The following is a 26270-nucleotide window of genomic DNA, read 5'->3' on the forward strand; positions in this document are numbered from 1 at the left end:
GGTACCCATGAAACAAAGAGATTTTGAAAATCGCTATCGCGATAGCTGGGAGCAATTGGAAGCCTGGCTAAAAACAGACCATAAACAGGCTGAAACAGCAGCCCTGGACCTACCTGTCGCCTATCGCAATCTTTGTCAGCAGTTGGCAATGGCAAAGGAGCGGCAATATACCAATCGCCTGATCGACCACCTCAACCAATTGGTCATGGCAGCGCACCATCGTGTCTACCGTCAGGAGACCCTACGCCGCAAGGGATGGTTGCACTATTTGCTGGCGGGCTTTCCCCAAGCTGTGCGCGCTAACAGCCGGGCCGTACTGCTGGCCTCCGCTCTATTTTTAATCCCTGCCCTGATTTTGGGAGTCGGCACATACAACAACGATGCCCTGGTGTACGCCGTAATGTCACCGGAACAGGTTATGGGTTTTGAGTCCATGTATGACCCGGGCAATCGGGTACTGGGCCGCGAGCGCGGCTCTGATACCGATCTGTTCATGTTCGGTTTTTATATCAAAAACAATATTGGCATCGCCTTTCGCACCTTTGCTGGCGGTGTACTGTTTGGCCTGGGCTCAATTTTCTTCCTGATGTTTAACGGCATTTATATTGGCGCAGCTTTCGGACACATTACCCGGGTGGGCTTTATCTCCACTTTCTATCCATTTGTGATCGGCCACGGCGCCTTTGAGTTAACCGCCATAGTACTGGCCGGTGCAGCGGGCCTGATACTGGGACGCTCTCTAGTGGATCCGGGCCAGCACCGGCGCACAGTCGCACTGCGGCTGGCTGCGGTCGAAGCAATGAAAATTATGTACGGCACTTTCCTGATGCTGGTGATTGCCGCCTTCCTCGAAGCCTTCTGGTCCTCCAATGCCAGCACACCAATTGCGATAAAACTCGGAGTTGGCACTCTATTTTGGGTGCTGGTTTTTGCGTACTTTATCCTGGCCGGGCGTAGGGAGGACGCAACCCATGCAAATTAAGAATCTGGCTGTACGTGCCCGCTTACGCTTCCCTTGGGAGTCGGTTGATCTCGGTATCGCTTTGGCACGAAAGCACTGGGGGAAGCTGTTTATAGCCTGGCTGATACCTGCAGCGCCGTTACTTGCCCTCTGCTATTGGCTGTTTCCTGAATCGCCAGTTCTCTCGATCCTTTTAATATGGTGGTTAAAACCGGTATTTGATCGGCTGCCCCTATTTATGATCAGCCGTGCTCTATTTGGCTCTCCTGAATCAGTACGTACAGCATTGAAGCACTTTTTTAGCGTGAATCGTCGCGATTGGTTCTTAGGGCTAACTCTACGACGCCTGAGCCCCACTCGCTCTTTTGATATGCCAATTACTGTGTTGGAGCAATCCACCGGCAGGGCTCGCACTTCACGCATCGGTGTACTGCATCGCAAACACTCTGGCGCCGCTACCTGGCTGACGCTCACGCTTTTCCACATCGAAACTTTCCTACTGATTGCTTTATCGATGCTGGTATTTCTGTTTATACCAGAACAGTACGTCGAGGGAATCGAGTGGATTCCCTTGTTACAGGGGGATATTCTGTGGGTCAAATGGCTCTATTTCTCGCTGTATTTACTCGTCATGGCAGCTGTTGCCCCCTTCTATATAGTCAGTGGGTTTTGCCTCTATATCGGCCGTCGTATCGAGCTGGAAGGCTGGGATATAGAAATCCAATTCCGCGATCTATTGGAGCGCCAGCAGCGGGAGCAAGAGTCCCGGCGTAGGCATATACCAGGCGCCACCACCCTGATTTTCCTTTGCAGCCTTATTTTTGGTGCGCTGATACCGTCCCCTTCCGCCAGTGCCGCACCTCTGGAAACCCCGCAACAAGCCCAGGAACATATTGATGAGATCCTCGCCGACGAGGACTTTCACCAAGTAAGAGAAATCAGCGGTTGGCGCAAAAAGGAAAAGCCTGAAACCGAGGCCGCAAAGGAAAAAATTCCTGAGTGGTTAATCAACTTTATCGAATGGCTTTTTGAGAACTCTAAAGATAAAGCTGAAGCTGAAATTGACGATGAAGTTAAATGGGGCTCAACAATTGCCAAAATCCTGGAGCTACTACTGTGGATTGGACTGGTCTGCAGCCTAGGCTATTTACTTTGGAAGCATCACGAGAAAATTCTTCAGAGCTTAAAGTGGCAATCCAAGCCAAAGAAAATACAGCCAGCTCCCGAAACCCTCTTCGGGTTGGATGTACGTCAGTCGAGCCTGCCTGATGACGTATGTGCTGAGGTTATGCGCCTGTGGGTAGAAGGTGATAAGCGCGCTAGCCTTGGACTTTTATATCGCGCCACCCTCTCTCACTTGATTGAAGACTTCGAGTTTTATTTTGGTGATCACCTTACCGAAAGTGAATGCGCACAGCTGGTACAAGTAAGGCAACAGGAGCCGAATGAAGTACAACGCCCTGTAAGTCCCGCCCTGAGTCAATTTGTACAAGAGCTTACTGCAAACTGGCAGCAGCTTGCCTATGCCCACCGGCCGCCAAAAGAGGCTCAGGTAAGCTCACTTTGTAGCCAATGGGAGGAGGAATTTGGCAATGACCGCTAAGAGAATTCTGTTGGCAGCTTTGGTCATAAGTGGCGTTGCACTTGTATGGCTTTTCCTCACGTTTTACGAGCGCTACTCCAAGGAGATCGATAGTGGCTGGAGTATGGAGGCCAGGCGCAATCCCTACCTGGCTGCCGAACGATATCTCACCAATATCCAGCTGACACCTCGACAAGCAGATAATATTTCTGTACTTCAAGGACTCACGCCGGATGCGACCCTGTTCATCAGCAGCTCCAGCCAGGTCTATAACCCGACTAAGGCACAGGAACTGATTGAGTGGGTACAACGTGGCGGCCATGCAATCGTAGTGGCCTACACTGGCAACTTCGATAGCGACACCGGGCGAAGCGAAAACCGCGACTGGCTGCTTGAAAGTATGAACGTCTCCCTTAGAAAGGGACACAGCGACTTTGAGCTACAAGAAACACTTGAGCAACTGTTCGGCGAGGATGCCGTTCTTGAGCCTGAGCAAAGTCCTGCCGACGCCATGCGGGAACACAATCGCAAACTTGACAAAGGTGAGACGGAAGAGGGATCAGAAAAACAAGAAGAGCCCCGCAACCCCGATGTGTCAGAGGAAAATTTGGTAACCCTGCCTGTTGAGGGCGGCAGCGAAATACAGCTGTATCTCAATGCCAGCCACCTGCTCTACCACCCTTCGTTCAATGACGAGACTATCACCGACGGGCCTGTCTTTTGGGCAAAGGTATGGCGCGACGACGTCGGCGTACCTTTTATGCAGTTCGAACGCGGCAACGGTGTAATTACCCTGATGACAGACAGCACTCTGTGGCAGTCCCAGCGCATCGGCCATTTCGATCACGCCTACTTCTTACAGCTGCTGGCAGGTGAAGGAGAGTTTGTCTTCCTCACTCGCCCACGCTTTGAATCCCTACCCAAGGTAGCGCGCCAATACGCCGCCGAATTTTTTATCGCCGGGGCCCTGGCCCTACTCGCTTGGTTGTTGCTGCACGGACGCCGTTTTGGTCCCTTACAACCAGAGCCGGAGGTATCCCGCCGCTCACTGTTGGAACATATATCCGCCTGCGGGCACTATTACTGGCAGGACGACCAGTGTGAAGCGCTACTGCGCGGCCACCGCGAAGAAATTTTACGGCAACTTGGTGCCACTCATATTAACGCCGGCAAAAAACGTAAGCTATGCGACAAGCTCTGTGCATCCACTGGCATGGATGAGCAGCAGCTGGTGGAAACCCTGTGGGGAAAGCCCCCCACAACCGAAGAAACTTTTACTGAACACATGCGTAATCTGCAGCGAATTGAGGCAGTCCTATGAACGAGACCACCCTTCAACCAGAACAACAAACTACGGGCCCGTCACCTGACTGGCAGGCTGCGTCCGCCAAACTTCAGATACTGCGCAACAATATCAACCGGTTGCTGATTGGCCAGGAGCAGGTGGTGGACCAGGTACTCGTAGCTCTGTTGGCTTCCGGCCACGTACTGCTCGAAGGTGTACCCGGACTCGGCAAAACCCTTCTGGTGCGCACCCTGGCCAACTGCTTTGGCGGCAATTTTCGCCGCATCCAGTTTACCCCGGATTTGATGCCCGCCGACGTTACCGGCCACGCCATGTACAACATGGGAGAGAGCCGCTTTGAGGTGCGTCGCGGGCCGGTATTTACCAACCTGCTGCTGGCGGATGAAATCAACCGCGCCCCTGCCAAAACCCAGGCCGCCCTGCTGGAGGTGATGCAGGAGAAGCAGGTCACTATCGACGGCCAGGCACTGAAAGTACCCAGCCCATTTATGGTACTCGCCACTCAAAACCCCATAGAGCAGGAAGGTACCTACCCGCTGCCAGAGGCGGAGCTGGACCGCTTCCTGCTAAAAGTCCTGATAGATTACCCCAGCCTCGAGGCGGAACTGAAGTTGGCTGCCGCCGCCAGCAGTGGCCGCATTGAGCGCAGCCTGCAAGAGAAGCTTGCGGGGGAAATTACTGTCGAGGGATTGCAGCAACTTCAGGCCCTGGTGCCCCTGGTGGGATTGGACGAACAGGTATTGAATTACGCCGTGCGGCTGGTGCGCGCCACCCGCCAATCACCGCAGCTGCGCAGCCCCGCCGGCCCACGCGCCAGTATCGGCCTGCTGCAGGCAGCTCGCGCCAATGCGCTGTTACAGGGACGGGAATTTGTACTGCCGGATGATATCAAGGCCATGGCCATCCCGGTAATGCGCCACCGTATCGGCCTATCTCCAGATATGGAAATTGACGGTGAAACTGCTGATACGGCGCTGGCAATGATTATCGACAGTGTTGAGGCGCCGCGACTGTGACACAGACTGTAACTGCAACAGAGCAACAGGCAGCACCAGCACAAAGCGGTCGCACCGGCCCGAGTCCGCGCCTGGTCAAACTGCTCGGCTACTGGTGCCTGGCAGCTCTGGCAATTACAGCAGCGCGAATTTGGTTTCCGCAAGCCGGCTCATTTATCGGCAACCTTTGGTGGGGAACGAGTGCCCTGTTAATCAGCGCCACCCTGCTGGACTATCTCACTGGTTACCGTGTAACCGGTCTGCAGGGGCTGCGGCGATTGCCAGGCAACCTGGCCCTGGGCGTACGCAATACTGCGCGGCTAAAACTTCACAATACCGGCCCACGCCCACTATTACTCCAGATTTCCGACTCAATCCCACAGCAACTGGGATCGACAGGGCTGCCGCGCTCCGCACAACTTAACCCGGACCAGGAAATCAACATCGAGTACGACCTGGTACCCCGTCGCCGAGGCAGTGCCTCTTTCGGACGAATCGAGGTGCTGGCCAACTCTCCCTGGGGACTCTGGCAGACAAGGGTATGGCTGGGACAGGAGCAGACCGTCAAGGTCTACCCCAATTTTCTTGGTATCTCCTCGCTGCAATCTCTCTCCACCGAACAGAGCCTGCGCCTGATGGGGTTGCACCAGCAGCAGCGTCGCGGTGAGGGAATGGACTTCCGCCAGCTGCGTGAATACCGCCAGGGAGACAGCCAGCGACAGGTGGACTGGCGCGCGAGCTCACGGCTGCGCAAACTGATCAGCCGTGAATACCAGGACGAGCGCGACCAGGAAATTATTTACATGCTGGATTGCGGCCGCAGGATGCGTGCGAAAGACGGCGAGCTGAGCCACTTTGACCACGCACTCAATGGCTTGCTACTTTCAGCTTATGTCGCCATCAAACAGGGGGACGCGGTCGGCTTGCAGGCGTTTGCTGCGGCACAGGAGAGCAGTGGTGGACAGTTGCCGCCAGTAAAAGGCGAAAGTGCAATCAACCTGCTGCTGAATAATGTCTACGACCTCCACTCTGGCACCAGTAGCGCAGATTACACGAGCGCCGCACAACAGCTGATGGCCCACCACAAGCGACGTGCCCTGGTAATCCTGATTACCAACTTGCGCGATGAAGATAGTGACGAACTCCTAGCAGCAGTCAAATTGCTGTCGCGCAATCACCTGATGATGATTGCCAGTCTGCGGGAGACTTCTGTGGACAAATTGCTGCAACAGCCGATTCAGAACTTTGATAGTGCAGTAAACAGCGCAGCAGCGAGGAACTTCCTGCGCCGCAGGGAGCAATTACTTCAGCATTTACAGGCACACAATGTCATAGTGGTTGACTCGAGGCCGGAGCTTTTGCACCAGTCTCTGGTAGAGGCCTATTGGCGCCTAAAGCGCAGCGGCAGAATCTGAATCGTCAAATTCACCGAGTGGGGACTCTCCAAGCCCCCACTATTTAAACCTTCTCTATAACCTTCCCACTACCCGCAATAATCCAGGGCTGTCCGGGAACTCTCCCCAATCCCGGGAATCTCTTATTGAGCGCGCTACCTCCTGGAACCTTTAGCTTCCAGCAAAGTTAGATTTATTTTTAGAATGCGCGGAAGAAAAGAAATTAAATTCCAACAAAACCTGATAAAGCTCAATTTACCTCGTATTAGTTCGCAAAAGTTAACTTGGGGCAGTGGCACTTTGCTGTATCACCCGTTAACCTCTTGTTACTCATCTCCGGGTATTTAAAATGGGCCCGGGCAAAGTACAGACCTTCTTATTTATGAGCGGTAAGCGCACCACCCAATACTGTTCCCGTCTGTCCCAGTGGCAGGCGCTATTGCTATTGCTGGTATTTCTCAGCGCGCGAGGCTTGGTTCCTGCAGGTTTTATGCCGGCAGATTTTGCAGCGGGAACGCCCTATGGGCTCTGCCATGGCGATAGCCGCAGCGCTTTATTGCTCAATGCCCTCAAAGCGAATTCCCACAGCGATCATCACGGCGACCACTCTTCAAGCCACAACCACGATACGCTTACCGCTCACTCATTTGCCGATAACCATTGTAATTTTTCCGCCGCTGCCAGTATTGCCAGCGCACCAACTACAGAACTGGAAATAGTCCTACCCGGTTTTACTCAACCGCCCTCTTATCCGGCTTTTTTCCACGTTATCTCTAACGCTTACAGCCGCCCACTAATTCGCGCCCCCCCGGTTTAATTCCTTTTTTATTCCAACATCATCACTCCGCAGTTCGCTGTGGACCGCAAGTCTCATTGCTGTCTTAACATTTTCAGCGCTTTGGGTCTTGCCAAAATACGACCACTTTTTCAGGTGGGGATATGTCGCGTGCGCCAAATATTACTCAGGCCTGCGCGCTCACTGCTGCGTGTTCGAAACGCCAGCGAAAAGGATTGAAAACCATGCATCAGAGCATCAACGCAAAAATTTTTCTGAAAAAACCTCTCAGCCTGGCACTTGCTGCCTGCTGTACCTTTTCAGCACATCTCGCAGCGGAAGAATCCGAAGAGTCAGAACCATTAAAAGATAGTGGAATGGAACAAATGGTGGTTACTGGGGTAAAGACTGAACTCCCCCTCAACCTGGTAACCGACCCGAAAAAACCCCGTCAGCCATTACCTGCCAATGACGGCGCCGACTACCTGAAAACAATTCCGGGATTTTCCGTAGTGCGTAAAGGCGGCACCAGTGGCGATCCGATGCTTCGCGGAATGGGGGGCTCTCGCCTGGGAATGGTTGTGGATGGAGAAACAATGGCGGGTGGTTGTCCCAGCCGAATGGACCCACCTACAGCCTATATTTTTCCCGAGGCAATGGACGAAATTGAAGTTATTAAAGGGCCACAGAGCGTCCTCTATGGCCCGGGAAATTCCGCCGGCGTAGTTGTATTTAATCAGCAGCAGGAGCGCCCCACTGAAAGCGACTGGAATATGCATGCGAGCCTGCTCGGCGCCAGTGCCGAGCGTCGCGATGGTCTATTCGATATCTCCTATAGTTCGCCGCAGTTTTCTATCCGCAGCTCCTCGACCTCGGCATCTGCGGACGACTACGAAGACGGGGATGGCAATGAGGTAAATTCCAGTTATGAGCGCTGGAGCAGCCAGGTCAATTTGGCCTGGACACCCAGCGACGATACACGGGTCGAGTTTGATACTGCATTTAGCGATGGTGAAGCTGCCTATGCAGATCGGGGAGTCGACGGTTCCAAGTTTGCCCGTGAGAGCCACAAAGCGAAATATGTCCGCAGCAATATCAGCAGCTGGCTCGATTCAATTGAGCTCCAGGCCTACTACAACTATATCGACCACATCATGGATAACTACAGCCTGCGCGAGCTATCCAGCACCGCTACCCCCATGGTCATGAATCTCGATAGTGAGACCACAGGCTTCAAGATGGCTCTGGTGTTTACGCCTATGGACGACGTAGAGCTGACCAGTGGCATTGATGCCCGGGAAAACCGCCACACCGGCCGTTCAACCATGAATCAGTCCACCATGGACTACCGGAATATGAAGCGAGAGGCCGATGCCGAATTTAGCCAGCTGGGGTTATTTTCTGAGGTCAGCTGGCAGGTCGCAGCCAATCAGCGCTGGATCGCCGGTGCACGAGTGGATGATTGGGAAGTAAAGGATCTTCGCGATGAAGTTGCTCTATCCATGATGTCCTCAGTGGATAACCCAACTGCGGGAGAAACTCGCTCAGAGCTATTGAGCAGCGGCTTCCTTCGCTATGAATATGGTCTCGAGAGCGGCCCCAATAGTTCTGCCACACTCTTTGCCGGTCTCGGCTACACCGAGCGCTTCCCCGATTATTGGGAAATTTTCTCCTACGAGACAGCAGACTCCTACAGCGCACTGGATATCGAATCAGAAAAGACCACCCAGCTGGATATCGGCTATATCTATCGCGGTGAAAAACTCTCCGCCAGTGTCTCCGGGTTCGTCAACCAGATCGATGACTACCTGATGGTTGAGACGGATTACGAAAAAGCAGCAGTAATGAGTAGCATGGACTCTATGAGCAGTATGAGTATGGATAGTATGGACTCCTCCGATACTCGCACCACCTCCATTGTCAGAAACATCCAGGCGCGCTCCTGGGGTTTGGAGTTTGACTCCTCATATCAGCTCAACGAGCAGTGGCGCACTGAATTCACCGTAACATCTGTTCGCGGTGCCAACGAAACCGATGGCACTACCTTGGCACAACTGCCGCCTCTGGAGGGCCGCCTGGGACTCTACTATGAACAGACCCAGTGGTCAGCAGGTGTTTTATGGCGCGCTATCGCAAGCCAGGACCGGGTGGATATCGGTAAAGGCAATATTGTTGGCCAGGATATTGGTGCAACCGACTCTGCCAACGTCATTTCTATCAATGCCGGCTGGAAACCCAGTAAAAGTGTATTGGTAACTACCGGTATCGATAACCTATTCGATGAGACTTACGCTGAACATATCAGTCGCTCTGGAGCCAATATTATTGGTTTCGATCAGTTGACCCGGGTTAACGAACCGGGACGCACCTTCTGGCTGAAAGCCATTTATCGAATTTAAAAGCTATTGGGGCCCCAGGGCCCCTTTTCCATTCTATAAAAAAATCAGTATTTAATTAAGAAATTTCTACGAATAAATTATTGAGAAAAATAGGTTAAAAGGCGGAGGGCATACTAAAAGCGGTAGGAAAAATTCAAACTCAGGGTACGCAGATGCCCGAGGTTAACACGTTCTATTTTGCCAATATTATTGTAGTTATACTCTAATGAAGTATCGAAATCCTGAGTCCACATAATTCGGTAACCCACTCCGGCGTTCCAAAAGGTATCACTGCCACTGGCATCAATAATATAGATATATCGATCATCCGGATAAAATGGTGGGTATTCTCGATACCAATAGCCTCTTCTTATAACATTGTTCAAATCCACATCGGCATAATTATATCCTACCATCCAATAGAGACATTGAACGTGACAATTCAGGGTAAAATCAATTTTAAAATTTAAACCTACCTGATCTACTGTGACATGATTGTCATCAAAATGTGACGCCCGCAGCTCAACTTGCCAGACTCCTACCGCCGGCGTAATTCCAAGGCTGACATAGCCAAAAGAATCCCGCTGCTTATTTAACTGCTGCTCGCCACTCCCAAAACCAACAGTACCGATAATCCGGTACTCTCCTGTAGCGACACCATCAAAAGGATTATTCGCCTCGAATCCATAACTGGTCGCAGCTATAAAAAAGGAAAGCAGGTAGACGGATAGCTTTATCATCGCCACTCACATCTGAAAACCAGTCATCATAAAGCCTATGAATTATTTCAAGTTGTCTCTACATCAATAATTGCCCAGACGCCTCCCACGAAAGCCGGATTTTTCTTCAGGTCATCTACATCGCCAGCCTGCGGCATTGGTTGTCCTGCCTGGCGAAGCTCTTCAAGACGCAGGAAAATAGTTTCAGCCATTTTTTGCAGAGTTCCCTCAAGGGTATCGGCATGGCAGTGGCAATGGGGTAGATCCGGCGCAATGGCACCGAATCCGGCATACTCAATATTGTGCACCACAACCGGGTAGCGCATTGAAAAATACTCTTATGTATTAGCTTTCCAAAGCGTAGACTGCTTTGCATTTTACGGGGGAATTTGGCAAAGAAATTAGCTAATTAGCCAGGAAATAATATTTCGCGCTGGTACAGATTAAACACTATAAGTGACAGCATTAAGTAGGAAGAACTGCCGCATTCAAATTAAAACCTGCAGCACTACAGTTTTTCACACAAGAAAATATTTGGAATTTAGTTAACGGGGCATCCTACCTAATAGGGCCCGGCGGGAAAATAGCATGCTGTTATAGGTGCGCCGCAACGCAATATCATTTGCATCGACTGCATTGGAGAGGGCTTCAAAATGCCGCTGTAACCAGCTTATTTCCTCCTCCAGTTCCCGACGCAAACAGCGAATTTCACCTTTATCCTGGTTAAAGCGCAGATCGGGTCCAGACATCAGTGAGTCTCCTGAATTTGGAAATATCCAGATCCCCTTTAAAGCCTCCACCAGTGGTGGTGGAGGCACAAAAATACTCTCTATATGTTTATTGGCGTCACACCCTAAGCAGCGGACTTATCCAGCAGTAGGGATTGCCAATCAAAAGAAGAGTCGCCAATTACATAGAAAAAGGGATTTAGCAGAGAGTCTTTGGTGTTGTAGCGCAACAAATTAAACTCTTCGTCCACAACAATACCACCTGCTGCTTCAACTACAGCCTGAGCTGCCGCAGTATCCCACTCGCAAGTAGGTGCGAGACGCGGGTACAGATCTGCTGCACCCTCAGCAACCAGGCATAATTTCAGCGAGGAGCCCATATTTTTGCACTCAACAGCTCCCAGTTCAGACTCGATACGTTGTACCAACTGGTCGACGGTGCCGGTTCCATGGCTGCGGCTGGCCACAAGTTCAACAACTTCACTATTATCCAGGCGCGGCTTCAGTGGGCGCACCCGAATTTCAGTTTCGCCATTGGCATCGCGTTTAAAGGCCCCTTCGCCCTTGCAGCCGGCATAAGTGATATTCAGTACCGGTACGTACACCACCCCCAAAACGGGCTCGCCATTTTCGATTAACGCGACATTTACGGTAAATTCACCGTTGCGTCGGATAAATTCTTTGGTGCCATCGAGCGGATCGACAATCCAGTAACGCTGCCACTGACTGCGCTCTTCGAACGAGGGCATTTCCTGCTCTTCTGATAAAACCGGTACTCCCTCGATAAGCTGTGCCAACGCCGGCTCCAGTACTTTGTGAGCGGCCAGATCTGCAGCAGTTACTGGGGAATCATCTTTCTTCGTCTCGACTTCCAACTCAGCGCTGTTGTGATACACCTCGAGAATCGCTTCTCCCGCGCGTTTACAGATTTCTATCACCTGTTCTAAAAGTGCTTTATCCATTACAACTCCATACTCTGTGAACTCATCATTATAAAGTCTTAGGCGGAGAAAAGGTCCTGTACGGACAAGTAGCGCTCACCAGTGTCATAGCTGAACACCAGTACCCGGCTGCCCGCATCCATCTCACCCTCGCGCTTTTTCAGGGCCGCAAGGCTGGCACCGGAGGAGATACCCACAAAAATTCCCTCTTTTAGTGCGCAGCGACGCGCCATTTCAAAACTATCTTCCTCACTCACCAATACAGTACCGTCGAGTACTTCCGTATTGAGCACCTGGGGTACAAAGCCAGCGCCGATACCCTGCAAACGATGCAGGCCTTTCTCTCCACCGCTAATCACCGGTGATTTCTCCGGCTCTACCGCATAGACCTGTAATTTAGGAAAGTGCTCTTTTAACACTTCACCACAACCCGTGATATGCCCGCCAGTCCCCACTCCGGTAATCATATAATCCAGTCCCTCAGGAAAATCTGCCAAGATTTCCTTGGAGGTAATATCCCGGTGCACCTGGGCATTGGCGCGGTTATTAAATTGTTGGGGCATCCAGCTATTCGCATGTGAGGCCAATAACTCCTCCGCCTTAGCAATAGCGCCACCCATACCGCGCTCTTTAGGTGTAAGGACCAATTCTGCGCCCATTGCTTTCATGACCTGGCGACGCTCTACCGACATAGACTCCGGCATGGTCAGGATCAGGCGATAACCCTTCACGGCAGCAACCATCGCCAACCCAATACCCGTGTTACCAGAGGTCGGCTCGATTATTACCCCGCCGGGCTGCAGGGCCCCACGACGCTCCGCATCCTCAATCATCGCCAAGGCAATTCGGTCCTTAATGCTGCTGCCCGGATTAAAGCGTTCTACCTTCATCCAAACCTCTATATCGGGGCGGAAGAGGTGATTGATTCTTACGTGGGGGGTATTGCCGATTGTTTCCAGAATATTGGCCGCTTTCATCGGTGAGGCTCTCCATGACTAGTGCTCAAGGCAAACAACTGCCGGGCATGTATGTTCGATGCTCCATATTACCCCAGAAATGTCCCGCAACCGGCACTGGAGAAAACTCAATTGGAATTAGAGAGTACAAGCTATCGATGATGCGGAGGAAAACCGTTAAATTGATGGGTAGGTATACAAAATAAAAATAAGGTAAGTACCTATGCCCGTAGAAAATTCCGCACCCCAGCACAACTTTCGTAATTACCTGTTACCGATGTTCCTGGTCAGTGCCACTTTATTCATCTTTCTGGATACCTGGAAATTGGATAACTTGTGGATGCCCGCGCTGAAAGCACTGCCAATACTGTGTCTAATGGTGATTGCCAGACTAGAGCTGCGGGGCAAAACCCTACTTTTCACTTTCCTAGCCCTCAGTTTCTCCGCCATCGGGGATGTACTCCTCGAAATGCAATTCCCCCAACACTTTGTGTTTGGACTGGGTGCTTTTCTTATTGCCCAGCTAATCTACGCGCTGGGCTTCCTGCGTTTTGCGGAGCCCCCCAATCGGCGCACTCTTATTCGGACACTGCCAGTAGTGATTGCCGCACTGCTTTTGGCACAAATTATCCTCCCTGCTGCTGGGGATTTAGCCCCGCCGGTATTAGCGTACCTGTTGGCTATCCTCGCCATGGCGGTCGCAGCCGCAATGCACAAGGGCGACTCCACCCTGCTATTTGCCGGGGCTGTCATCTTTATGACTTCAGATACATTGATTGCTATTAACAAGTTCATCACCCCTCTACCGCTAGCCGATGCCGCTATCATGCTCACCTACTACAGTGCGCAACTGTGTATCCTGTACGGAATCCGCCGCGCCCAGGCATAATGCAAACGATCCGGGAAGGCAGTGGCAAGCCAACTAAACTTGTCTTCCCGCCCCATTTCAAAGAGGTACATAGCTCCCATGCTCGATTGGCGAAGTATCGATACCGTATTGCTGGACATGGACGGCACCCTATTGGATTTGCATTACGACAATCATTTTTGGCTCACGCACCTGCCCAAGCGCTACGCTGAAGTCCACGGCTTTGACCCACAGGAAGCCCAGCTGAAGCTCGAGGCTGAGATCAATGCCCGCCGCGGCACTCTGGAGTGGTACTGCCTGGACTTCTGGGCGGAAAAACTGGAGCTGGATATCCTCAGCATATTGCGCGAGATCGAGACCCGCATCGCCCTGCGCCCTCACGCTGAGGCGTTTCTGAGCGGCCTGCAACAACTGCAAAAGCCCACCTACCTTGTGACCAATGCGCACCGTCAAGGGCTGGATCACAAGCTGGAGATCACCGGTATCGACCGCTGGTTTGACGGCATCATCTCCTCCCATGATTATGGGCATGCCAAGGAGAGTGCCAATTTCTGGGACTCCCTGCGAGATAACCTGGAATTTGATCCGGAAAACACCCTGTTTGTCGACGATAACCAATCTGTTCTGAGCGCGGCCCAGGACTACGGTATCGCCCACCTATTGTGTATTCGTCAACCGGATAGCCGCGGGCCCAAACGGGAAATCACCAACTTCCCGGCGATCCATCATTTTGATGAGATCATGGCTTTTAACCGCAGCAGACTGGACACCGGGTCCGCCTGATTTCACAAGGAAACCATGGAAAAAGTACGTATCGATAAGTGGCTCTGGGCCGCGCGCTTCTTTAAGACTCGCAGTATTGCCAAGCAAGCGATCGAAGGTGGAAAAGTCCACGCCGATGGCCAGCGGGTCAAAGCCAGCAAGGAAGTCACTACCGGTGTCAAACTGAGCATCCGCCAGGGCTGGGATTTACTGGAAGTTGAAGTAATCGCTCTATCGGATCAGCGGCGCGGCGCCGAGATTGCGCGCACCTTATACCGCGAGACCGAAGACAGTATCGCCCGCCGGGAAAAAGAGAAAACCGAGCGACAGGCAGCCAATGCCGGGATGCAACAGGAGCGACCCAATAAAAAGCAACGCCGCCAGATACACCGCTTCCTGCGGGAACAAGAGTAGACTCGGCAGACAAAAGTGGTGAAATTTCCGCCATTTCCCACTTTAGCTGCTAAACTGCCCCCACTCAACCGGATAGAAAACAGCCATGATGAAACGACTGATCGCCATTTCCCTGCTGATTTTGCTCGGTACCCAAACCGCCCTAGCAGACAGCCGAGAACACGAGCAGCTCAAGCGCTCAATCATCAAGATTTACACCACCGCCGCCGCCCCGGATTATTTCAACCCCTGGGCCCTGCTCAACCCCAAGCAGCTGTCCGGCTCCGGTGCCGTTATCCGCAACCAGCAAATTCTGACCAACGCACACGTAGTGGCCAACGGCAGCTTTATCCAGGTACAGCGCCACGGCGATGCCAAGAAATTCCGCGCCCGAGTGAAGTTTGTCTCTCACGATGCCGACCTCGCCCTGCTGACCGTCGATGACGAAAGCTTTTTCAACGATACTCGCCCCCTGACCCTGGGCAAATTGCCCGATCTGCAGGAAGAGGTCACCGTCTACGGCTATCCAATTGGCGGCAAATCCCTTTCGATTACCCGCGGAGTACTCTCCCGCGTGGAGCACCAATATTATGCCCATGCGGAAAGTTACCTGATGGCGGGCCAGATAGATGCGGCCATCAACCCGGGCAACAGCGGCGGTCCGGTTATCTCCAATGGCCGCATCGTCGGCGTGGCCATGCAAACCAATCAAAGTGCTGAAAACCTGGGCTACTTTGTACCGCCCAGCGTAATCGCTCATGTCTTAGAAGATGCCAAGGACAATGTTCACCAAGGGTTCCCCGAAATGGGGCTGGTAACCCAGAGCCTGGAAAGCCCATCGATGAAAAAGGCGGCCGGTCTCGAGGAAGACCAGGATGGCGCCATGATCGTAAAAGTGTTCGACAACTCCCCTGCGGCCGAAGTATTTAAACCCGGCGATGTTCTGCTAGAAGTCGATGGCTTTAAAGTAGCGGCGGACCGGACGGTGGAATGGAGGGAAAACCAGCGCACCAACTACCACTACGCCGTGGACCGCCACCATGTCGGTGAGCGTTTACCGGTGCGCTTCTCCCGCGATGGTAAAGAGCAGACCGCTGAGGTCACGCTGGCCGCAACACCTCCCTCACGCGCTATGGTGCTGGGAGAGCAATTTGACCGCCAGCCCCGCTACTATATCTATGGCGGAGTGGTCTTTGTGCCCCTTAACATGAATCTGATCAAACGCTGGGGCAAGAACTGGCACTCCAAAGCACCTATTGATTATCTCTATGCCCGCAATCAGTGGAGCAATGAGGAACGTCGTGAATTAGTTGTCGCCTTGAAAGTGTTGCCGGCCAATGTAAATCTCGGTTATCACGACTGGAAGAATTGGATTATCGACTCAGTGAATGGGCACAGCGTCAAAGACTTCGACGAGTTCGCTCAATTGATGGAGGGCAATAAACAGGACTTTGTGGATTTGCGCGATCGCTCCGGCTACCGGATGGTACTGGATGCAGCAGAGTCCCAGGAGCAGCAACCGCTGATTCTCCAGACCTACCATATCCCTCAGCGCCATTCACAGGGGCTGTTCAGCCAATTGGCTAACAAAGAAGAGTAGAAACTACAAAGGGCGAAGGACAGCCGTGAAGTTACAGTACTTATCCAGTATTTTCGGCGGCCTGCTTCTGGCCGCCAATGTTAGTGCCGGGGAACTATATCGTTGGGTCGATGAGGATGGCCGAGTACATTTTGGGGACCGCCCCCCAGCACATGCCGATGCCAAGAATGTCTCTGGTAACCTGACCCCCATCAACTCTGCCGATGCCACCACAGCCCCGCAGCGCAGCCAGTCAAAACAACCTCGGAATATCGAACAGCAATATCAGGAGCGCCTGAATCGCGAAGCACAAGAAAGACGCCAACAAGTGGATAAGGCGTGTAGCGAAGCCCGCAAAGACCTTGAGATTTTAAGGGGGCGAGTAATATTTTTAGATGATAACGGCAAGGAAATACGCCGCACCGAGAGGGAGCGGGAACAGATGGCAGAGGACTATCAACGCCAGGTAAATCTATATTGCGGCTAACTTTACCCGTCTCCACAGACGCGACTATCCCCCGTTGATCAGCGACAGCTACCATTTAGGCATATCCACCTCTAAAATCCTGCGGTTTTAATACCGAGAGCCCCCGACCTATGTCCGATCAGCTGGAACGCTTTATTTTCTCCAAACACGATATTCGCGGACAGGTGGTGACACTTACTGATTCCTACCGCGATGTACTGGAACACAATCCACTGCCTACACCAGTAGCCCGCCTGCTGGGGGAGTTCCTCACTGCAGCCAGCCTGCTTTCAACCACACTGAAGTTCGAAGGTGTCCTGAGCCTCCAGGCCCGTGGCGAAGGCGATGTGCCGATGATTATGGCGGAGTGCACTCACCACAGCGACCTGCGCGGCATCGCCCGAGTTGCCGAGGGTGCACAAATCGACGAAAACGCCACCCTGCGCGATATGATCGGCCCCCGTGGAGCCCTGGCCATTACCCTTGAGCCAAAGCGCGGTGAGCGCTATCAAGGTGTGGTTCCCATGGAGCAAGACAACCTGGCCGGCTGCCTGGAAGACTACTTTAAGCAATCGGAACAGCTGGCTACCCGCGTATGGCTGGAAAGCAGTGACAATACCGTCGCCGGTCTTATGTTACAGATTCTGCCGGGCAATAATGCCGCCACGGAAGAGGAAAATCAGGACGCCTGGGAAACAGCGATTCACTTGGCGGAGACCGTAACTGACGAGGAGTTATTTACCGTTCCCCACCCAGAGCTGATTCACCGCCTATTCCACCAATTGGAGCCGGCAACCCTGGGTACCGACACTATTCGCTTCAAGTGCAGCTGCTCGAGAGAGCGCAGCGCCCGCGCGCTGGTTTCCCTGGGTGCAGAGGATGTCTACCGCCTGCTGGAAGAGCAACAGGGTGAGATTATCGCGGACTGCCAATTCTGTAACACCCAGTACCGCTTTGACCGGGACCAAATTGAGTCACTCCTCAACGCTCCCCCCCACACTCTTCACTAATCCGCGCAGGGCTGCGCAACCGCCAAATCCTCAGCGCAGCCCTGCCACCTGCCCCTGTTAAATTCAGAAAAAGAATAATCAAGAACTAGGCCATTAATATCATGAATTTAAGTCGACATTATTTTCCATGACAGCGCTGTCATTGACTACAAAATAGCCATAGTTGGTATCCGCATATTTTGAATTTTGCAATAATGCGCCCCCAAAATTTTCTACGGCTGTCTAAACCTTGGGCAGCCCCATTTTATTTACTGTCCAACTTTCACGGGTATTCCACGAATGGCACAGATCGACGACTCCGCGATGGTCTTCAAGAACCTATCACCGGCACAATTGGTAGAGCAGGCTCTGACGCGCGGCGAGGGCAAGCTGTCAGATACAGGCGCTCTGGTGACTGAAACCGGCGCACGCACCGGTCGCTCCCCGGCTGACCGCTTTGTTGTAGAAGAGCCCTCCACTGCCGACAGCATCGCCTGGGGCAACGTCAACCGTCCTTTCCCGCAGGATAAGTTTGACGCCCTGTGGGATCGTGTAGAGGCTTTTGTTGCCGGTCACGATACTTTTGTTCAGCACCTGCATGTGGGCCAGGATGAAGACCACTACCTGCCAGTGGTAGTGACCACCCAAACTGCATGGCACAACCTGTTCGGCCGCAACATGTTTATCCGCGCCGAAAAGTACAACCCCAAGTCCAAGGAAGAGTGGCAAATCCTGCACGCTCCTCACTTTGTCTGTGAGCCCGAGCGCGATGGCACCAACTCCGAAGGCTGCGTAATTATCAACTTCGGTCAGCGCAAAGTACTGCTGGCCGGTATGCGCTACGCCGGCGAAATGAAAAAGGCAATGTTCTCCGTACAGAACTTCCTGCTGCCGGAAAAAGACGTAATGCCCATGCACTGCGCGGCTAACGTCGGCGAAGATGGCGATACCTGCCTGTTCTTCGGCCTGTCAGGTACCGGCAAGACCACCCTGTCCGCAGATCCCGAGCGCTACCTGATCGGTGACGATGAGCACGGCTGGACCAAGGGTGCCGTCTTCAATATGGAAGGTGGCTGCTACGCTAAAACCATCGACCTGAGCCAGAAAAATGAGCCGGTAATCTGGGATGCCATTCGTTTCGGCGCCATCGTTGAAAACGTGGTAACCAACGATCACGGCACTGCTGACTACTGCGACACCAGCCTGACTGAAAACGGTCGCTGCTCCTACCCGCTGGAGCACGTCGAAATGCGTCAGCTGGAAAACCGCGCTGGCGAGCCGAAGAACGTTATCTTCCTGACTTGCGATGTATCCGGCGTACTGCCACCGGTATCCATCCTCTCCAAAGAGGCTGCGGCTTACCACTTCCTGTCTGGCTACACCGCCCGCGTAGGCTCCACCGAGCTGGGCGCAGAGGCCGGTATCCACCCGACTTTCTCCACCTGCTTTGGCGCGCCGTTTATGCCCCGTGCACCGCGCGAATACGCAGACCTGCTGATGAAGCGCATAGAAGAGTTCGGCTCCAAGGTCTACCTGGTAAACACCGGTTGGACCGGCGGCTCCGGCGACAACGGCAAGCGCTTCCCGATTCCGGTAACCCGCGCTGTCGTTGCCGCTATCCAGAGCGGCGCCCTGGAAGGCGTTGCCACTGAGCACCTGGATGCCCTGAACCTGGATATCCCGATGGAAGTGCCCGGCGTGGACAAGTCTTACCTGAACCCTCGTGAAGCCTGGGCTGACAAAGCTGCTTACGACGATCAGGCAGGCAAGCTGGCCAAGCTGTTCGCCGAGAACATTGAGAAGTTCAATGTCAGCGAAGACGTTAAAAATGCAGGCCCTAAAGCCTAAGTAGAGGTTGTCGGGCACAGTGCGCTGTCCGTGACCCAAAAGCCGCTGCTCCCCCGGGACCAGCGGCTTTTTTTGTGGCTGATCCCAAGCCCGCAGCCCGTCGATTTTTGCGGCTATAGTGAGTAAACAGGCGCCGACGATTTTAGCGTCGGTGGAATAACTCTCTCAGCAGCAATCGCGAGCACTATGTCCGCAGGTAACTCGTTTACTCGCTTCGAAACTCTGTTCCCACACAAGCCGCCCGGACAAAGAGTCAATCGGGTGGTCGTCAGTGCCCTCACTTTAATACTCAGTGCCATCCTGTTTACCCTCTGGCTCTACCTATTCCTCTCCTCGCAAGAGAAGTCCTATGTCGAGCAGCGTGGCTATCGCATCGCCAACGAGGAGACCTTTAACAAATTCCTGCGAGAGGGCAGTAACCGCTCCAGCGTACAAGCACTCAATCAATTGCTTCGGGACCGGGGTGTCGCCGAGGTTTTTCCTATTCGTGATCTTCTGCGACAGGGGGGGGACTGGCTGGAACTGGGGGAGCCCCCATTCGCCATTCCGCCCAGGGACCAGTGGTCCAATATTGTGAAAACCCTCACCCTGGTGCGAGACCAGGTAATACCGCTAATTGGCCCTGTCACTGTGGTTTCCGCCTACCGCACTGATGCCTACAACCGAAAACTTGCGACCGAAGACCAGCCCCGCCACCGTGACTTTTGCGGGCTGGACTTAATTCCGAATTCCAATATCGGTAAAAACGAACTCGCTGAAGAGCTAAGCACACTGCACGCACGCCTCGGTCCCGACAGCAATGTCGGGATGGGCCTGATTGACGATGTCCTGTTTCATGTCGATACCTGTGGCTATCGCACCTGGTAATTGAGGGAGCTGCCCGATGGTTATGCAAAGTAACAAAGAGTGCGTAGAAATCGGCCAGCGTCAACTGCGCCGGCGGATCATCATCATTGGGGCAATCGCACTGGCGATTCTCACCGGTCTATTTGTTTTTACTTACGAACGAGCGCGCGAGGCTGATGACCGGGTGAAATCCCCTATCGATATCCTACCGCTGCTAATGATCCCGGAGGTTTACGATATCCAGGGCTATCCGGCAGCTTCCGAGAGGGTATTCAGCCGCTTCCTGAGCAAAGGCAATAACCATGCACGCTTTACTCAACTCAAAAAATTCCTGCGCTCCAACCGGGTTGAACAGGTTGTGCAACCCTATGAGCTATTGCGTCAGGGCAGTGACTGGCAGGATTTGGACGAACCCGCATTCGCCATCCCTCCCAAGGAGCTCTGGTGGGGCATCGTAAATACTCTGCGGGTAATCGAGCGGGAAATAGTGCCCCGCGTCGGCCCGGTAACTGTGGTCTCCGGGTGGCGTACGGTAGATTACAACCGTAAGGCCGGAGGTTCCAAGGGAAGTAAACACCTGCATTTCTGCGGGCTGGATATAGTTCCGAAAAAGAAGTTCTCCCGAGAGCAATTGGTGCCCGTACTGAGGGATATCCACAAGCGCAACGGCCGCGAGTGGCAAATGGGCCTGGGAATTTATCGGGGCATTCGATTTCACGTGGATACGTGCGGATATAGACGCTGGTAAAACCCCACTGCATCTGCTTAGATAGAGCAAAAATTAGGCGCCCTACCACTGGGCTGCCGAAAGAGAAGCAGAGGAAGTCGCAGTGCAAGAAAAACTGGAAAGGCGCTCATTTATATTGACCTTGTTATTGGTCAGCGTAGCTTTTTTACTCCTAATAAAACCCTTCTTTACCCCTATTTTTTGGGCTTGTGCCACCGCACTGATTTTCTATCCCGTTTACCGTCTGCTGATGCAGCGCTTTCCCAATTCGCCTAATTTAATGGCTCTGCTAACCCTGTTTATGTGTATCGTTCTATTGGTGATACCCGTATTGGTAGTGGCCACCTCTTTTATTAATGAAGCGGTAACTCTTTATCACCGGATTCAGGAAGGACAAATTGATGTTTCTAAATCCTTTGAGCAGATTCGCAGTGCTTTCCCCAGGGTTAACAGCACACTCGAAAATATTGGCGTGGATGTCGAGGAAGCCAAGCAGCGCCTGATGGGTGGTGTGATGAATGCCGGTAGCTTCGTCGCAAAAAATGCGATTGAAGTCGGACAGAATACTGTTAACTTTTTCGTTATGTTGGGCTTAATGCTCTACCTCACCTTCTTCCTGATTCGCGATGGTGAAAGGCTGGTAAACCTGATTATCCACGCCCTGCCACTGGGTGATGAGCGCGAGCACCTTTTGCTGGCAAAGTTTGCTGAAGTCACTCGCGCAACCATCAAAGGAAATCTGGTAGTCGCTATTACCCAGGGCGGCTTAGGCGGAATTATTTTCTGGGTGCTGGGCTTACCGGCACCGGTGCTTTGGGGTGTTTTAATGACCCTGTTGTCATTATTGCCCGCCGTCGGTGCCGCATTGATCTGGTTCCCCGCTTCTATCTACCTCTATGCTATTGGCGAACCTATGAAGGCAACGATTTTACTCGCCTATGGTTTCACCGTGATCAGCCTGGTAGATAACCTGTTGCGCCCAATATTGGTCGGTCGAGACACAAAACTCCCTGACTATTTAGTGCTTTTCTCCACTGTCGGCGGTCTGTTTATGTTTGGAATCAGTGGCTTTGCGATAGGGCCTCTGCTCGCTGCATTATTCCTCGCCTTCTGGGAGATTTTTATGCGTGAGTTTGTGCATCCCGAAGATGTCTTAATGCCACAAAAACCTGAAGATCTTTAACCTGTTCCCCGGGGCGGAAAAGCCTTAATTCCGCCCCATCCTATTAATATGCAAAGTCAGTTCACACAACAGCTCAGGGGGCAGCCTCCTGTAGCTCTTTTAGCTGCAAATTGAGATCGCTCATCGGCGACTGATCAACCAGCAGTGCTCCCTCGTTTGCCCGATCCAAGTCCGCCACCAGTAAAATCACTGTTGAGAAAGTCAGGGCTAAAGCTACAACTACCTGGGCAGATCCCCCGCGACTTATACCCAACTGGTATCCAATTGCCAGCATCGCCAAAATGGTCATGAAGTACAGGGATAGCCAGAGTGGACCCGGTATACGATATTGCAGCCCAACCACAACCCTGGCACGGTGCAGATCTACCATCCCGTTAACCTGCTCGGCAAACTGGCGTAAATAATCGGCGTTGTAATCCTGTGCGATATGCGCCTCGATCAAACGCCAAAGAGCTTTGTGAATTTCCTCACTGCGAGCTACATCTTCCGGAGTGACGGCGATTGATGGGTCAATATCCCTGAGATTTACATATTCAGCTATTAAGTCTCGCGCCTTATTCCGCTTATCCAATTGCAGAAAGCTCGCATTCAAATATGCGGCCTGAATGGTATTTACCTCCTGCAACAGCAATGCCTTGCGTTCATTAAATCGGTCGGCTGTCATATCAAGGAATCTCTGAATAACTCCGTGATACCTCTGGCATGCAGAGCGGTTCACAATCAAGGCGCGGCTTCGCAGGAATGTCCAGACCTTGCAAGAAGTCGCAACGCGGAGTGTGAATCGCTCTGCAAGCCCCGAAGGGCGGGCCTTGAAGGCCACAGCTGCTGCGTTGCAGCTCTTGCAAAGGACTGAGCCATTCGCGGCGAGCTGCGCCTAACATCTGCAGCCTTCAAGACCCGCAGAGGCATTACGGGGTTATTCAGAGGTTCCTTAGGTAAATGCCAAAACGAATGCGACCAGGCCCAAAGTGGCAGCTACCGCACTACCGAGAGAAGCGTCCTCCTTGATACTGGCTTTCGATACCCGCCGCTGCCCCAGATAAATTCCCACAGCTAAAGCGCAAAGCACTACGGCAACTGAAATGGTATAGATCAGTGGAAGTGGCAGAGTATAGAAAAGGCTGTCAAAGCGCATTTAAGCCCCTGCAAAACGGCAAGTCCAAACAGTGCATTGACGCACCAATTTTCTTACTTTGGCGCATAAAGCATAGCAGTTATAGAAGAGCTATTGGCCAGTTAGACCTTAGGGCAGTAGCATAGGCGTATCGGTAAACTACAAGGGAAATATTCGTGAAATATCTGCTGACTTTCTTAATTACGGCGTTTATCAGCCTTCCCAGCCTCGCTCTGGAAGTTGGTGAAATGGCGCCAAATTTTACTCTGCAGGGGTCTGATGGCCAAACCCACACATTGGCGGACCTCCAAGGCAAAAGCGCTGTTGTGATCGCCTGGTTTCCCAAGGCATTCACCCGTGGCTGCACCATAGAGTGTAAATCGCTCGCCCAAAACGGTCATAAAATTAAAGCCTATGAAGTCACCTACTTTATGGCCAGTACAGATGATCTTAACGATAACACCCGGTTTGCTGAAGAAAGCGAAGCGGACTTCCCGTTACTCAGTGACCCCACCGGTGAAACGGCTAAAGCGTACGATGTACTTGTTCCCGTAATGAATATCGCCCGTCGCGTTACCATTTATATCGGTAAAGATGGACGAATTAAAAAAATTGACAAGGATATTAAGCCGGCTACCAGCGCAGAAGATATAGCGCGAACGCTTGGTGAATTGGGTGTTAAAAAGGAGTCAGCCTGATAATAAATAGTCCGGAGCGACTAAGAAGCCTCTGAATATACGATGAAATAGCCCAATGCTCTATTGGGCTATTGGGAATCAATGACAAAAGATATCCCAAAACAGCAATCCCGCCCTTCAAATTCATCCAACCACTTGCAGACATTTAACGTAACCTCTCCACGGCTGGATTTATCGACATACTCTTGCAGGTGCTCGGGTTTCCCTGAGGAAAAAACCCGATCATCCGCAGCTTTTAATGCATCAGCATTATTTGACCAGGGAAGTTCCCGGTCTGTCTTACCAATGACTTCACCACCAGCCAATTGACATATTTGGCGATTACCCCATAGATATACGCCTGTTTGATCTTTTACCCAAAATAAAAATGGAACCTCGGCAACTACTCGCAATTCATCAGCAGTCATATCGCCTATACCACCCAGACATTATCAATTAAGTCTGATTTTAGCAGGCAATTAGCATATCGTTCAGGCTATCTCCAAATAGCTAAATTCAGGGGCTTATTTCATTGAATAAAAACCTATAAGGAGAAAAATAAATTAAATTAGAGAGCCTCTGAATAACTCCGTGATACCTCTGGCCTACAGACTTATTCAGAGACGTCTTAGATAGGTCTTCCTATCTTATCCAGAAAGACCTTATGCGTTATTTATTCTCCGCCTATCTCCAGCTCTTTTAATTTTCGCGTCAAGGTATTTCTACCCCATCCCAACAGATCAGCTGCATCGCGTTTGCGCCCCGCCGTATGCTTTAGAGCAATTTCTATCAGTGCACGTTCGAATGCAGGAACAGCCTCATTTAAAATTTCACGCTGGCCGGAAGACAGGGCCTGGTCGGCCCATAGGCGCAGAGCTTTTTGCCAATCCGCCGGTGTTTCTGTCGCCACTCCCTGTTGGTGTAACTCCTGTGGTAAATCTTCAATATGCACCTCGCGCCCGGAGGCCATCACGGTAATCCAGCGACAGGTATTTTCCAGTTGTCGTACATTACCGGGCCAATCCAACCCAGCGAGATACACCTCGGTCTCCTTGGTTAGGATTTTGGCTTCTACTCCTAAATCTTTTGCTGCAGCATTAAAGAAATGTCTTACCAATCGCGGGATATCCTCACGACGATCTGCCAGCCTCGGTATATGGATACGAATAACATTCAGGCGGTGAAACAGATCCTCGCGGAATTTATGCTGGCATACCAATTCTTCCAGGTCCTGGTGAGTCGCCGCGATAATACGCACGTCCACCTTAACCGGGGTATGGCCTCCGACCCGATAAAATTCACCATCAGCCAAGACGCGCAATAACCGCGTCTGCGTATCCGCAGGCATATCACCAATTTCATCTAAAAAGAGGGTGCCACCATTGGCCTGCTCAAAACGCCCGGCACGTTGAGAGCTGGCACCGGTAAAGGCCCCCTTTTCATGGCCGAATAATTCGGACTCCATCAGGTCCTTGGGTATAGCCGCCATATTCAATGCAATAAATGGTTTATCCCTGCGCGGACTGTGATTGTGCAGTGCCTGTGCCACCAGCTCCTTACCGGTGCCGGATTCACCATTGATTAAGACGGTGATATTGGAGTGCGACAGACGACCAATCGCGCGAAACACCTCCTGCATCGCCGGCGCTTCACCAATAATTTCTTTATTACCCTGGCCATTCTCTGGCTCAACCTGCTCTTCAGCACGTTGCTCACTAGCGTGCATCAAGGCGCGTCGGGTTACCGCTACGGCCTCATCAATATCAAATGGCTTGGGCAGGTATTCAAAGGCGCCCCCTTGATAAGCGGCTACAGCGCTATCCAGGTCCGAGTGCGCAGTCATAATAATTATCGGCAAGCTCGGTCGTTCAGCCTGGAAGCGCTGTAACAATTTAAAACCATCGGAACCCGGCATACGAATATCGCTAATTACCACATCCGGTGAATCACTGTAAAAATCATCCAGGGCGCGATCTCCACTTTCGTAGCACTGGGTATCAATCCCCTCACGCGATAGCGCTCTTTCCAGCACCCAGCGGATTGATCTGTCGTCGTCAATAATCCAAACGCGATTACTCATTCT

The 26270-nt window shown here is 52.2% G+C and carries 27 protein-coding genes; 18 read left to right on the forward strand and 9 right to left on the reverse strand.

The window, feature by feature from the left end:
• Positions 1-7 precede the first annotated feature (7 nt).
• From ACJJIE_RS15645 to ACJJIE_RS15675, 7 genes are all read left to right on the forward strand, one after another.
• Positions 8-982 carry a stage II sporulation protein M gene (locus tag ACJJIE_RS15645; protein ID WP_282930842.1) on the forward strand — a complete coding sequence of 325 codons (975 nt, stop codon included), beginning with the start codon at positions 8-10 and terminating at the stop codon, positions 980-982.
• Positions 972-2564, forward strand: a complete 1593-nt coding sequence (locus tag ACJJIE_RS15650; RefSeq protein ID WP_444892281.1) for a DUF4129 domain-containing protein — start codon at positions 972-974, stop codon at positions 2562-2564. Before ACJJIE_RS15645 ends, ACJJIE_RS15650 begins: the two co-directional genes overlap by 11 nt.
• A complete protein-coding gene (locus ACJJIE_RS15655; protein ID WP_444892282.1) occupies positions 2554-3864 on the forward strand; it encodes a DUF4350 domain-containing protein in 1311 nt (436 codons plus the stop codon). The genes ACJJIE_RS15650 and ACJJIE_RS15655 overlap by 11 nt, the downstream gene beginning before the upstream one ends.
• The gene (locus ACJJIE_RS15660) at positions 3861-4865 is read left to right on the forward strand and encodes an AAA family ATPase (protein WP_444892283.1); all 1005 of its coding nucleotides are present in this window, start codon (positions 3861-3863) and stop codon (positions 4863-4865) included. Before ACJJIE_RS15655 ends, ACJJIE_RS15660 begins: the two co-directional genes overlap by 4 nt.
• Positions 4862-6259, forward strand: coding sequence for a DUF58 domain-containing protein (locus ACJJIE_RS15665; protein ID WP_444892284.1), 1398 nt, complete (start codon positions 4862-4864; stop codon positions 6257-6259). Before ACJJIE_RS15660 ends, ACJJIE_RS15665 begins: the two co-directional genes overlap by 4 nt.
• A 328-nt stretch (positions 6260-6587) precedes the next feature.
• Positions 6588-7055, forward strand: coding sequence for a hypothetical protein (locus ACJJIE_RS15670; protein WP_444892285.1), 468 nt, complete (start codon positions 6588-6590; stop codon positions 7053-7055).
• A 122-nt stretch (positions 7056-7177) separates the two neighbouring features.
• Entirely contained in the window at positions 7178-9412 is a 2235-nt protein-coding gene (locus ACJJIE_RS15675) for a TonB-dependent copper receptor (protein ID WP_444892286.1), read from the forward strand.
• Between the two features lie 113 nt (positions 9413-9525).
• On the opposite strand, the gene ACJJIE_RS15680 is transcribed toward ACJJIE_RS15675, so the two are convergent.
• From ACJJIE_RS15680 to cysK, 5 genes are all read right to left on the reverse strand, one after another.
• Positions 9526-10131, reverse strand: coding sequence for an outer membrane beta-barrel protein (locus ACJJIE_RS15680; RefSeq protein WP_413663699.1), 606 nt, complete (start codon positions 10129-10131; stop codon positions 9526-9528).
• A 47-nt stretch (positions 10132-10178) separates the two neighbouring features.
• A complete protein-coding gene (locus tag ACJJIE_RS15685) occupies positions 10179-10436 on the reverse strand; it encodes a type II toxin-antitoxin system HicB family antitoxin (RefSeq protein WP_282930835.1) in 258 nt (85 codons plus the stop codon).
• Positions 10437-10655: 219 nt separating this feature from the next.
• Positions 10656-10859, reverse strand: a complete 204-nt coding sequence (locus ACJJIE_RS15690; RefSeq protein WP_282930834.1) for a hypothetical protein — start codon at positions 10857-10859, stop codon at positions 10656-10658.
• Positions 10860-10963: 104 nt separating this feature from the next.
• Positions 10964-11800, reverse strand: a complete 837-nt coding sequence (gene cysQ, locus ACJJIE_RS15695) for a 3'(2'),5'-bisphosphate nucleotidase CysQ (protein ID WP_282930833.1) — start codon at positions 11798-11800, stop codon at positions 10964-10966.
• Between the two features lie 38 nt (positions 11801-11838).
• Positions 11839-12756 carry a cysteine synthase A gene (cysK, locus tag ACJJIE_RS15700; RefSeq protein WP_282930832.1) on the reverse strand — a complete coding sequence of 306 codons (918 nt, stop codon included), beginning with the start codon at positions 12754-12756 and terminating at the stop codon, positions 11839-11841.
• 202 nt (positions 12757-12958) lie between these two features.
• Here cysK and ACJJIE_RS15705 point away from each other — a divergent pair, with 202 nt between their 5' ends.
• From ACJJIE_RS15705 to ACJJIE_RS15750, 10 genes are all read left to right on the forward strand, one after another.
• Positions 12959-13624 (forward strand): lysoplasmalogenase, encoded by a 666-nt coding sequence (locus ACJJIE_RS15705; protein WP_444892287.1) that lies wholly within the window; start codon positions 12959-12961, stop codon positions 13622-13624.
• Between the two features lie 78 nt (positions 13625-13702).
• The gene (gene yrfG / locus ACJJIE_RS15710; RefSeq protein WP_282930829.1) at positions 13703-14386 is read left to right on the forward strand and encodes a GMP/IMP nucleotidase; all 684 of its coding nucleotides are present in this window, start codon (positions 13703-13705) and stop codon (positions 14384-14386) included.
• Positions 14387-14401: 15 nt separating this feature from the next.
• Complete coding sequence (locus ACJJIE_RS15715; protein ID WP_282930828.1) at positions 14402-14779, forward strand: Hsp15 family ribosome-associated heat shock protein; 378 nt, start codon at positions 14402-14404, stop codon at positions 14777-14779.
• Positions 14780-14864: 85 nt separating this feature from the next.
• Positions 14865-16358 (forward strand): S1C family serine protease, encoded by a 1494-nt coding sequence (locus ACJJIE_RS15720; protein ID WP_282930827.1) that lies wholly within the window; start codon positions 14865-14867, stop codon positions 16356-16358.
• Positions 16359-16383: 25 nt separating this feature from the next.
• Entirely contained in the window at positions 16384-16824 is a 441-nt protein-coding gene (locus ACJJIE_RS15725; RefSeq protein WP_282930826.1) for a DUF4124 domain-containing protein, read from the forward strand.
• Positions 16825-16934: 110 nt separating this feature from the next.
• Positions 16935-17813 carry an Hsp33 family molecular chaperone HslO gene (hslO, locus tag ACJJIE_RS15730; RefSeq protein ID WP_282930825.1) on the forward strand — a complete coding sequence of 293 codons (879 nt, stop codon included), beginning with the start codon at positions 16935-16937 and terminating at the stop codon, positions 17811-17813.
• Between the two features lie 279 nt (positions 17814-18092).
• Complete coding sequence (locus ACJJIE_RS15735) at positions 18093-19640, forward strand: phosphoenolpyruvate carboxykinase (RefSeq protein WP_282930824.1); 1548 nt, start codon at positions 18093-18095, stop codon at positions 19638-19640.
• Positions 19641-19826: 186 nt separating this feature from the next.
• Complete coding sequence (locus tag ACJJIE_RS15740) at positions 19827-20507, forward strand: hypothetical protein (RefSeq protein WP_444892288.1); 681 nt, start codon at positions 19827-19829, stop codon at positions 20505-20507.
• 16 nt (positions 20508-20523) lie between these two features.
• Positions 20524-21234, forward strand: coding sequence for a D-Ala-D-Ala carboxypeptidase family metallohydrolase (locus ACJJIE_RS15745; protein WP_282930822.1), 711 nt, complete (start codon positions 20524-20526; stop codon positions 21232-21234).
• An 82-nt stretch (positions 21235-21316) separates the two neighbouring features.
• Positions 21317-22396 (forward strand): AI-2E family transporter, encoded by a 1080-nt coding sequence (locus ACJJIE_RS15750; protein ID WP_282930821.1) that lies wholly within the window; start codon positions 21317-21319, stop codon positions 22394-22396.
• A gap of 73 nt (positions 22397-22469) precedes the next feature.
• On the opposite strand, the gene ACJJIE_RS15755 is transcribed toward ACJJIE_RS15750, so the two are convergent.
• Together ACJJIE_RS15755 and ACJJIE_RS15760 are read right to left on the reverse strand one after the other, a co-directional pair.
• Positions 22470-23060 carry a bestrophin-like domain gene (locus tag ACJJIE_RS15755; RefSeq protein WP_282930820.1) on the reverse strand — a complete coding sequence of 197 codons (591 nt, stop codon included), beginning with the start codon at positions 23058-23060 and terminating at the stop codon, positions 22470-22472.
• Positions 23061-23327: 267 nt separating this feature from the next.
• The gene (locus ACJJIE_RS15760; protein ID WP_444892289.1) at positions 23328-23531 is read right to left on the reverse strand and encodes a hypothetical protein; all 204 of its coding nucleotides are present in this window, start codon (positions 23529-23531) and stop codon (positions 23328-23330) included.
• 155 nt (positions 23532-23686) lie between these two features.
• On the opposite strand from ACJJIE_RS15760, the gene ACJJIE_RS15765 reads away from it, so the two are divergent.
• Positions 23687-24208 carry a peroxiredoxin family protein gene (locus ACJJIE_RS15765; protein WP_282930818.1) on the forward strand — a complete coding sequence of 174 codons (522 nt, stop codon included), beginning with the start codon at positions 23687-23689 and terminating at the stop codon, positions 24206-24208.
• Between the two features lie 68 nt (positions 24209-24276).
• Here the strand turns inward: ACJJIE_RS15765 and ACJJIE_RS15770 are convergent, their stop codons facing one another.
• Positions 24277-24615 carry a PAS domain-containing protein gene (locus ACJJIE_RS15770; RefSeq protein WP_282930817.1) on the reverse strand — a complete coding sequence of 113 codons (339 nt, stop codon included), beginning with the start codon at positions 24613-24615 and terminating at the stop codon, positions 24277-24279.
• Positions 24616-24860: 245 nt separating this feature from the next.
• The gene (gene ntrC, locus ACJJIE_RS15775) at positions 24861-26267 is read right to left on the reverse strand and encodes a nitrogen regulation protein NR(I) (protein ID WP_444892290.1); all 1407 of its coding nucleotides are present in this window, start codon (positions 26265-26267) and stop codon (positions 24861-24863) included.
• Positions 26268-26270: the final 3 nt, after the last annotated feature.

Source organism: Microbulbifer maximicatervae (SeqCode) (assembly GCF_052467325.1).

What these genes read in the sequence shown, in the direction of transcription:
- ACJJIE_RS15645 (WP_282930842.1), top strand. Translation starts at nt 8, where the DNA reads ATGAAACAAAGAGATTTTGAAAATCGCTATCGCGATAGCTGGGAGCAA.
- ACJJIE_RS15650 (WP_444892281.1), top strand. Translation starts at nt 972, where the DNA reads ATGCAAATTAAGAATCTGGCTGTACGTGCCCGCTTACGCTTCCCTTGG.
- ACJJIE_RS15655 (WP_444892282.1), top strand. Translation starts at nt 2,554, where the DNA reads ATGACCGCTAAGAGAATTCTGTTGGCAGCTTTGGTCATAAGTGGCGTT.
- ACJJIE_RS15660 (WP_444892283.1), top strand. Translation starts at nt 3,861, where the DNA reads ATGAACGAGACCACCCTTCAACCAGAACAACAAACTACGGGCCCGTCA.
- ACJJIE_RS15670 (WP_444892285.1), top strand. Translation starts at nt 6,588, where the DNA reads ATGGGCCCGGGCAAAGTACAGACCTTCTTATTTATGAGCGGTAAGCGC.
- ACJJIE_RS15675 (WP_444892286.1), top strand. Translation starts at nt 7,178, where the DNA reads ATGTCGCGTGCGCCAAATATTACTCAGGCCTGCGCGCTCACTGCTGCG.
- ACJJIE_RS15680 (WP_413663699.1), bottom strand. Translation starts at nt 10,131, where the DNA reads ATGATAAAGCTATCCGTCTACCTGCTTTCCTTTTTTATAGCTGCGACC.
- ACJJIE_RS15685 (WP_282930835.1), bottom strand. Translation starts at nt 10,436, where the DNA reads ATGCGCTACCCGGTTGTGGTGCACAATATTGAGTATGCCGGATTCGGT.
- ACJJIE_RS15690 (WP_282930834.1), bottom strand. Translation starts at nt 10,859, where the DNA reads ATGTCTGGACCCGATCTGCGCTTTAACCAGGATAAAGGTGAAATTCGC.
- cysQ (WP_282930833.1), bottom strand. Translation starts at nt 11,800, where the DNA reads ATGGATAAAGCACTTTTAGAACAGGTGATAGAAATCTGTAAACGCGCG.
- cysK (WP_282930832.1), bottom strand. Translation starts at nt 12,756, where the DNA reads ATGAAAGCGGCCAATATTCTGGAAACAATCGGCAATACCCCCCACGTA.
- ACJJIE_RS15705 (WP_444892287.1), top strand. Translation starts at nt 12,959, where the DNA reads ATGCCCGTAGAAAATTCCGCACCCCAGCACAACTTTCGTAATTACCTG.
- yrfG (WP_282930829.1), top strand. Translation starts at nt 13,703, where the DNA reads ATGCTCGATTGGCGAAGTATCGATACCGTATTGCTGGACATGGACGGC.
- ACJJIE_RS15715 (WP_282930828.1), top strand. Translation starts at nt 14,402, where the DNA reads ATGGAAAAAGTACGTATCGATAAGTGGCTCTGGGCCGCGCGCTTCTTT.
- ACJJIE_RS15720 (WP_282930827.1), top strand. Translation starts at nt 14,865, where the DNA reads ATGATGAAACGACTGATCGCCATTTCCCTGCTGATTTTGCTCGGTACC.
- hslO (WP_282930825.1), top strand. Translation starts at nt 16,935, where the DNA reads ATGTCCGATCAGCTGGAACGCTTTATTTTCTCCAAACACGATATTCGC.
- ACJJIE_RS15735 (WP_282930824.1), top strand. Translation starts at nt 18,093, where the DNA reads ATGGCACAGATCGACGACTCCGCGATGGTCTTCAAGAACCTATCACCG.
- ACJJIE_RS15740 (WP_444892288.1), top strand. Translation starts at nt 19,827, where the DNA reads ATGTCCGCAGGTAACTCGTTTACTCGCTTCGAAACTCTGTTCCCACAC.
- ACJJIE_RS15745 (WP_282930822.1), top strand. Translation starts at nt 20,524, where the DNA reads ATGGTTATGCAAAGTAACAAAGAGTGCGTAGAAATCGGCCAGCGTCAA.
- ACJJIE_RS15755 (WP_282930820.1), bottom strand. Translation starts at nt 23,060, where the DNA reads ATGACAGCCGACCGATTTAATGAACGCAAGGCATTGCTGTTGCAGGAG.
- ACJJIE_RS15760 (WP_444892289.1), bottom strand. Translation starts at nt 23,531, where the DNA reads ATGCGCTTTGACAGCCTTTTCTATACTCTGCCACTTCCACTGATCTAT.
- ACJJIE_RS15770 (WP_282930817.1), bottom strand. Translation starts at nt 24,615, where the DNA reads ATGACTGCTGATGAATTGCGAGTAGTTGCCGAGGTTCCATTTTTATTT.
- ntrC (WP_444892290.1), bottom strand. Translation starts at nt 26,267, where the DNA reads ATGAGTAATCGCGTTTGGATTATTGACGACGACAGATCAATCCGCTGG.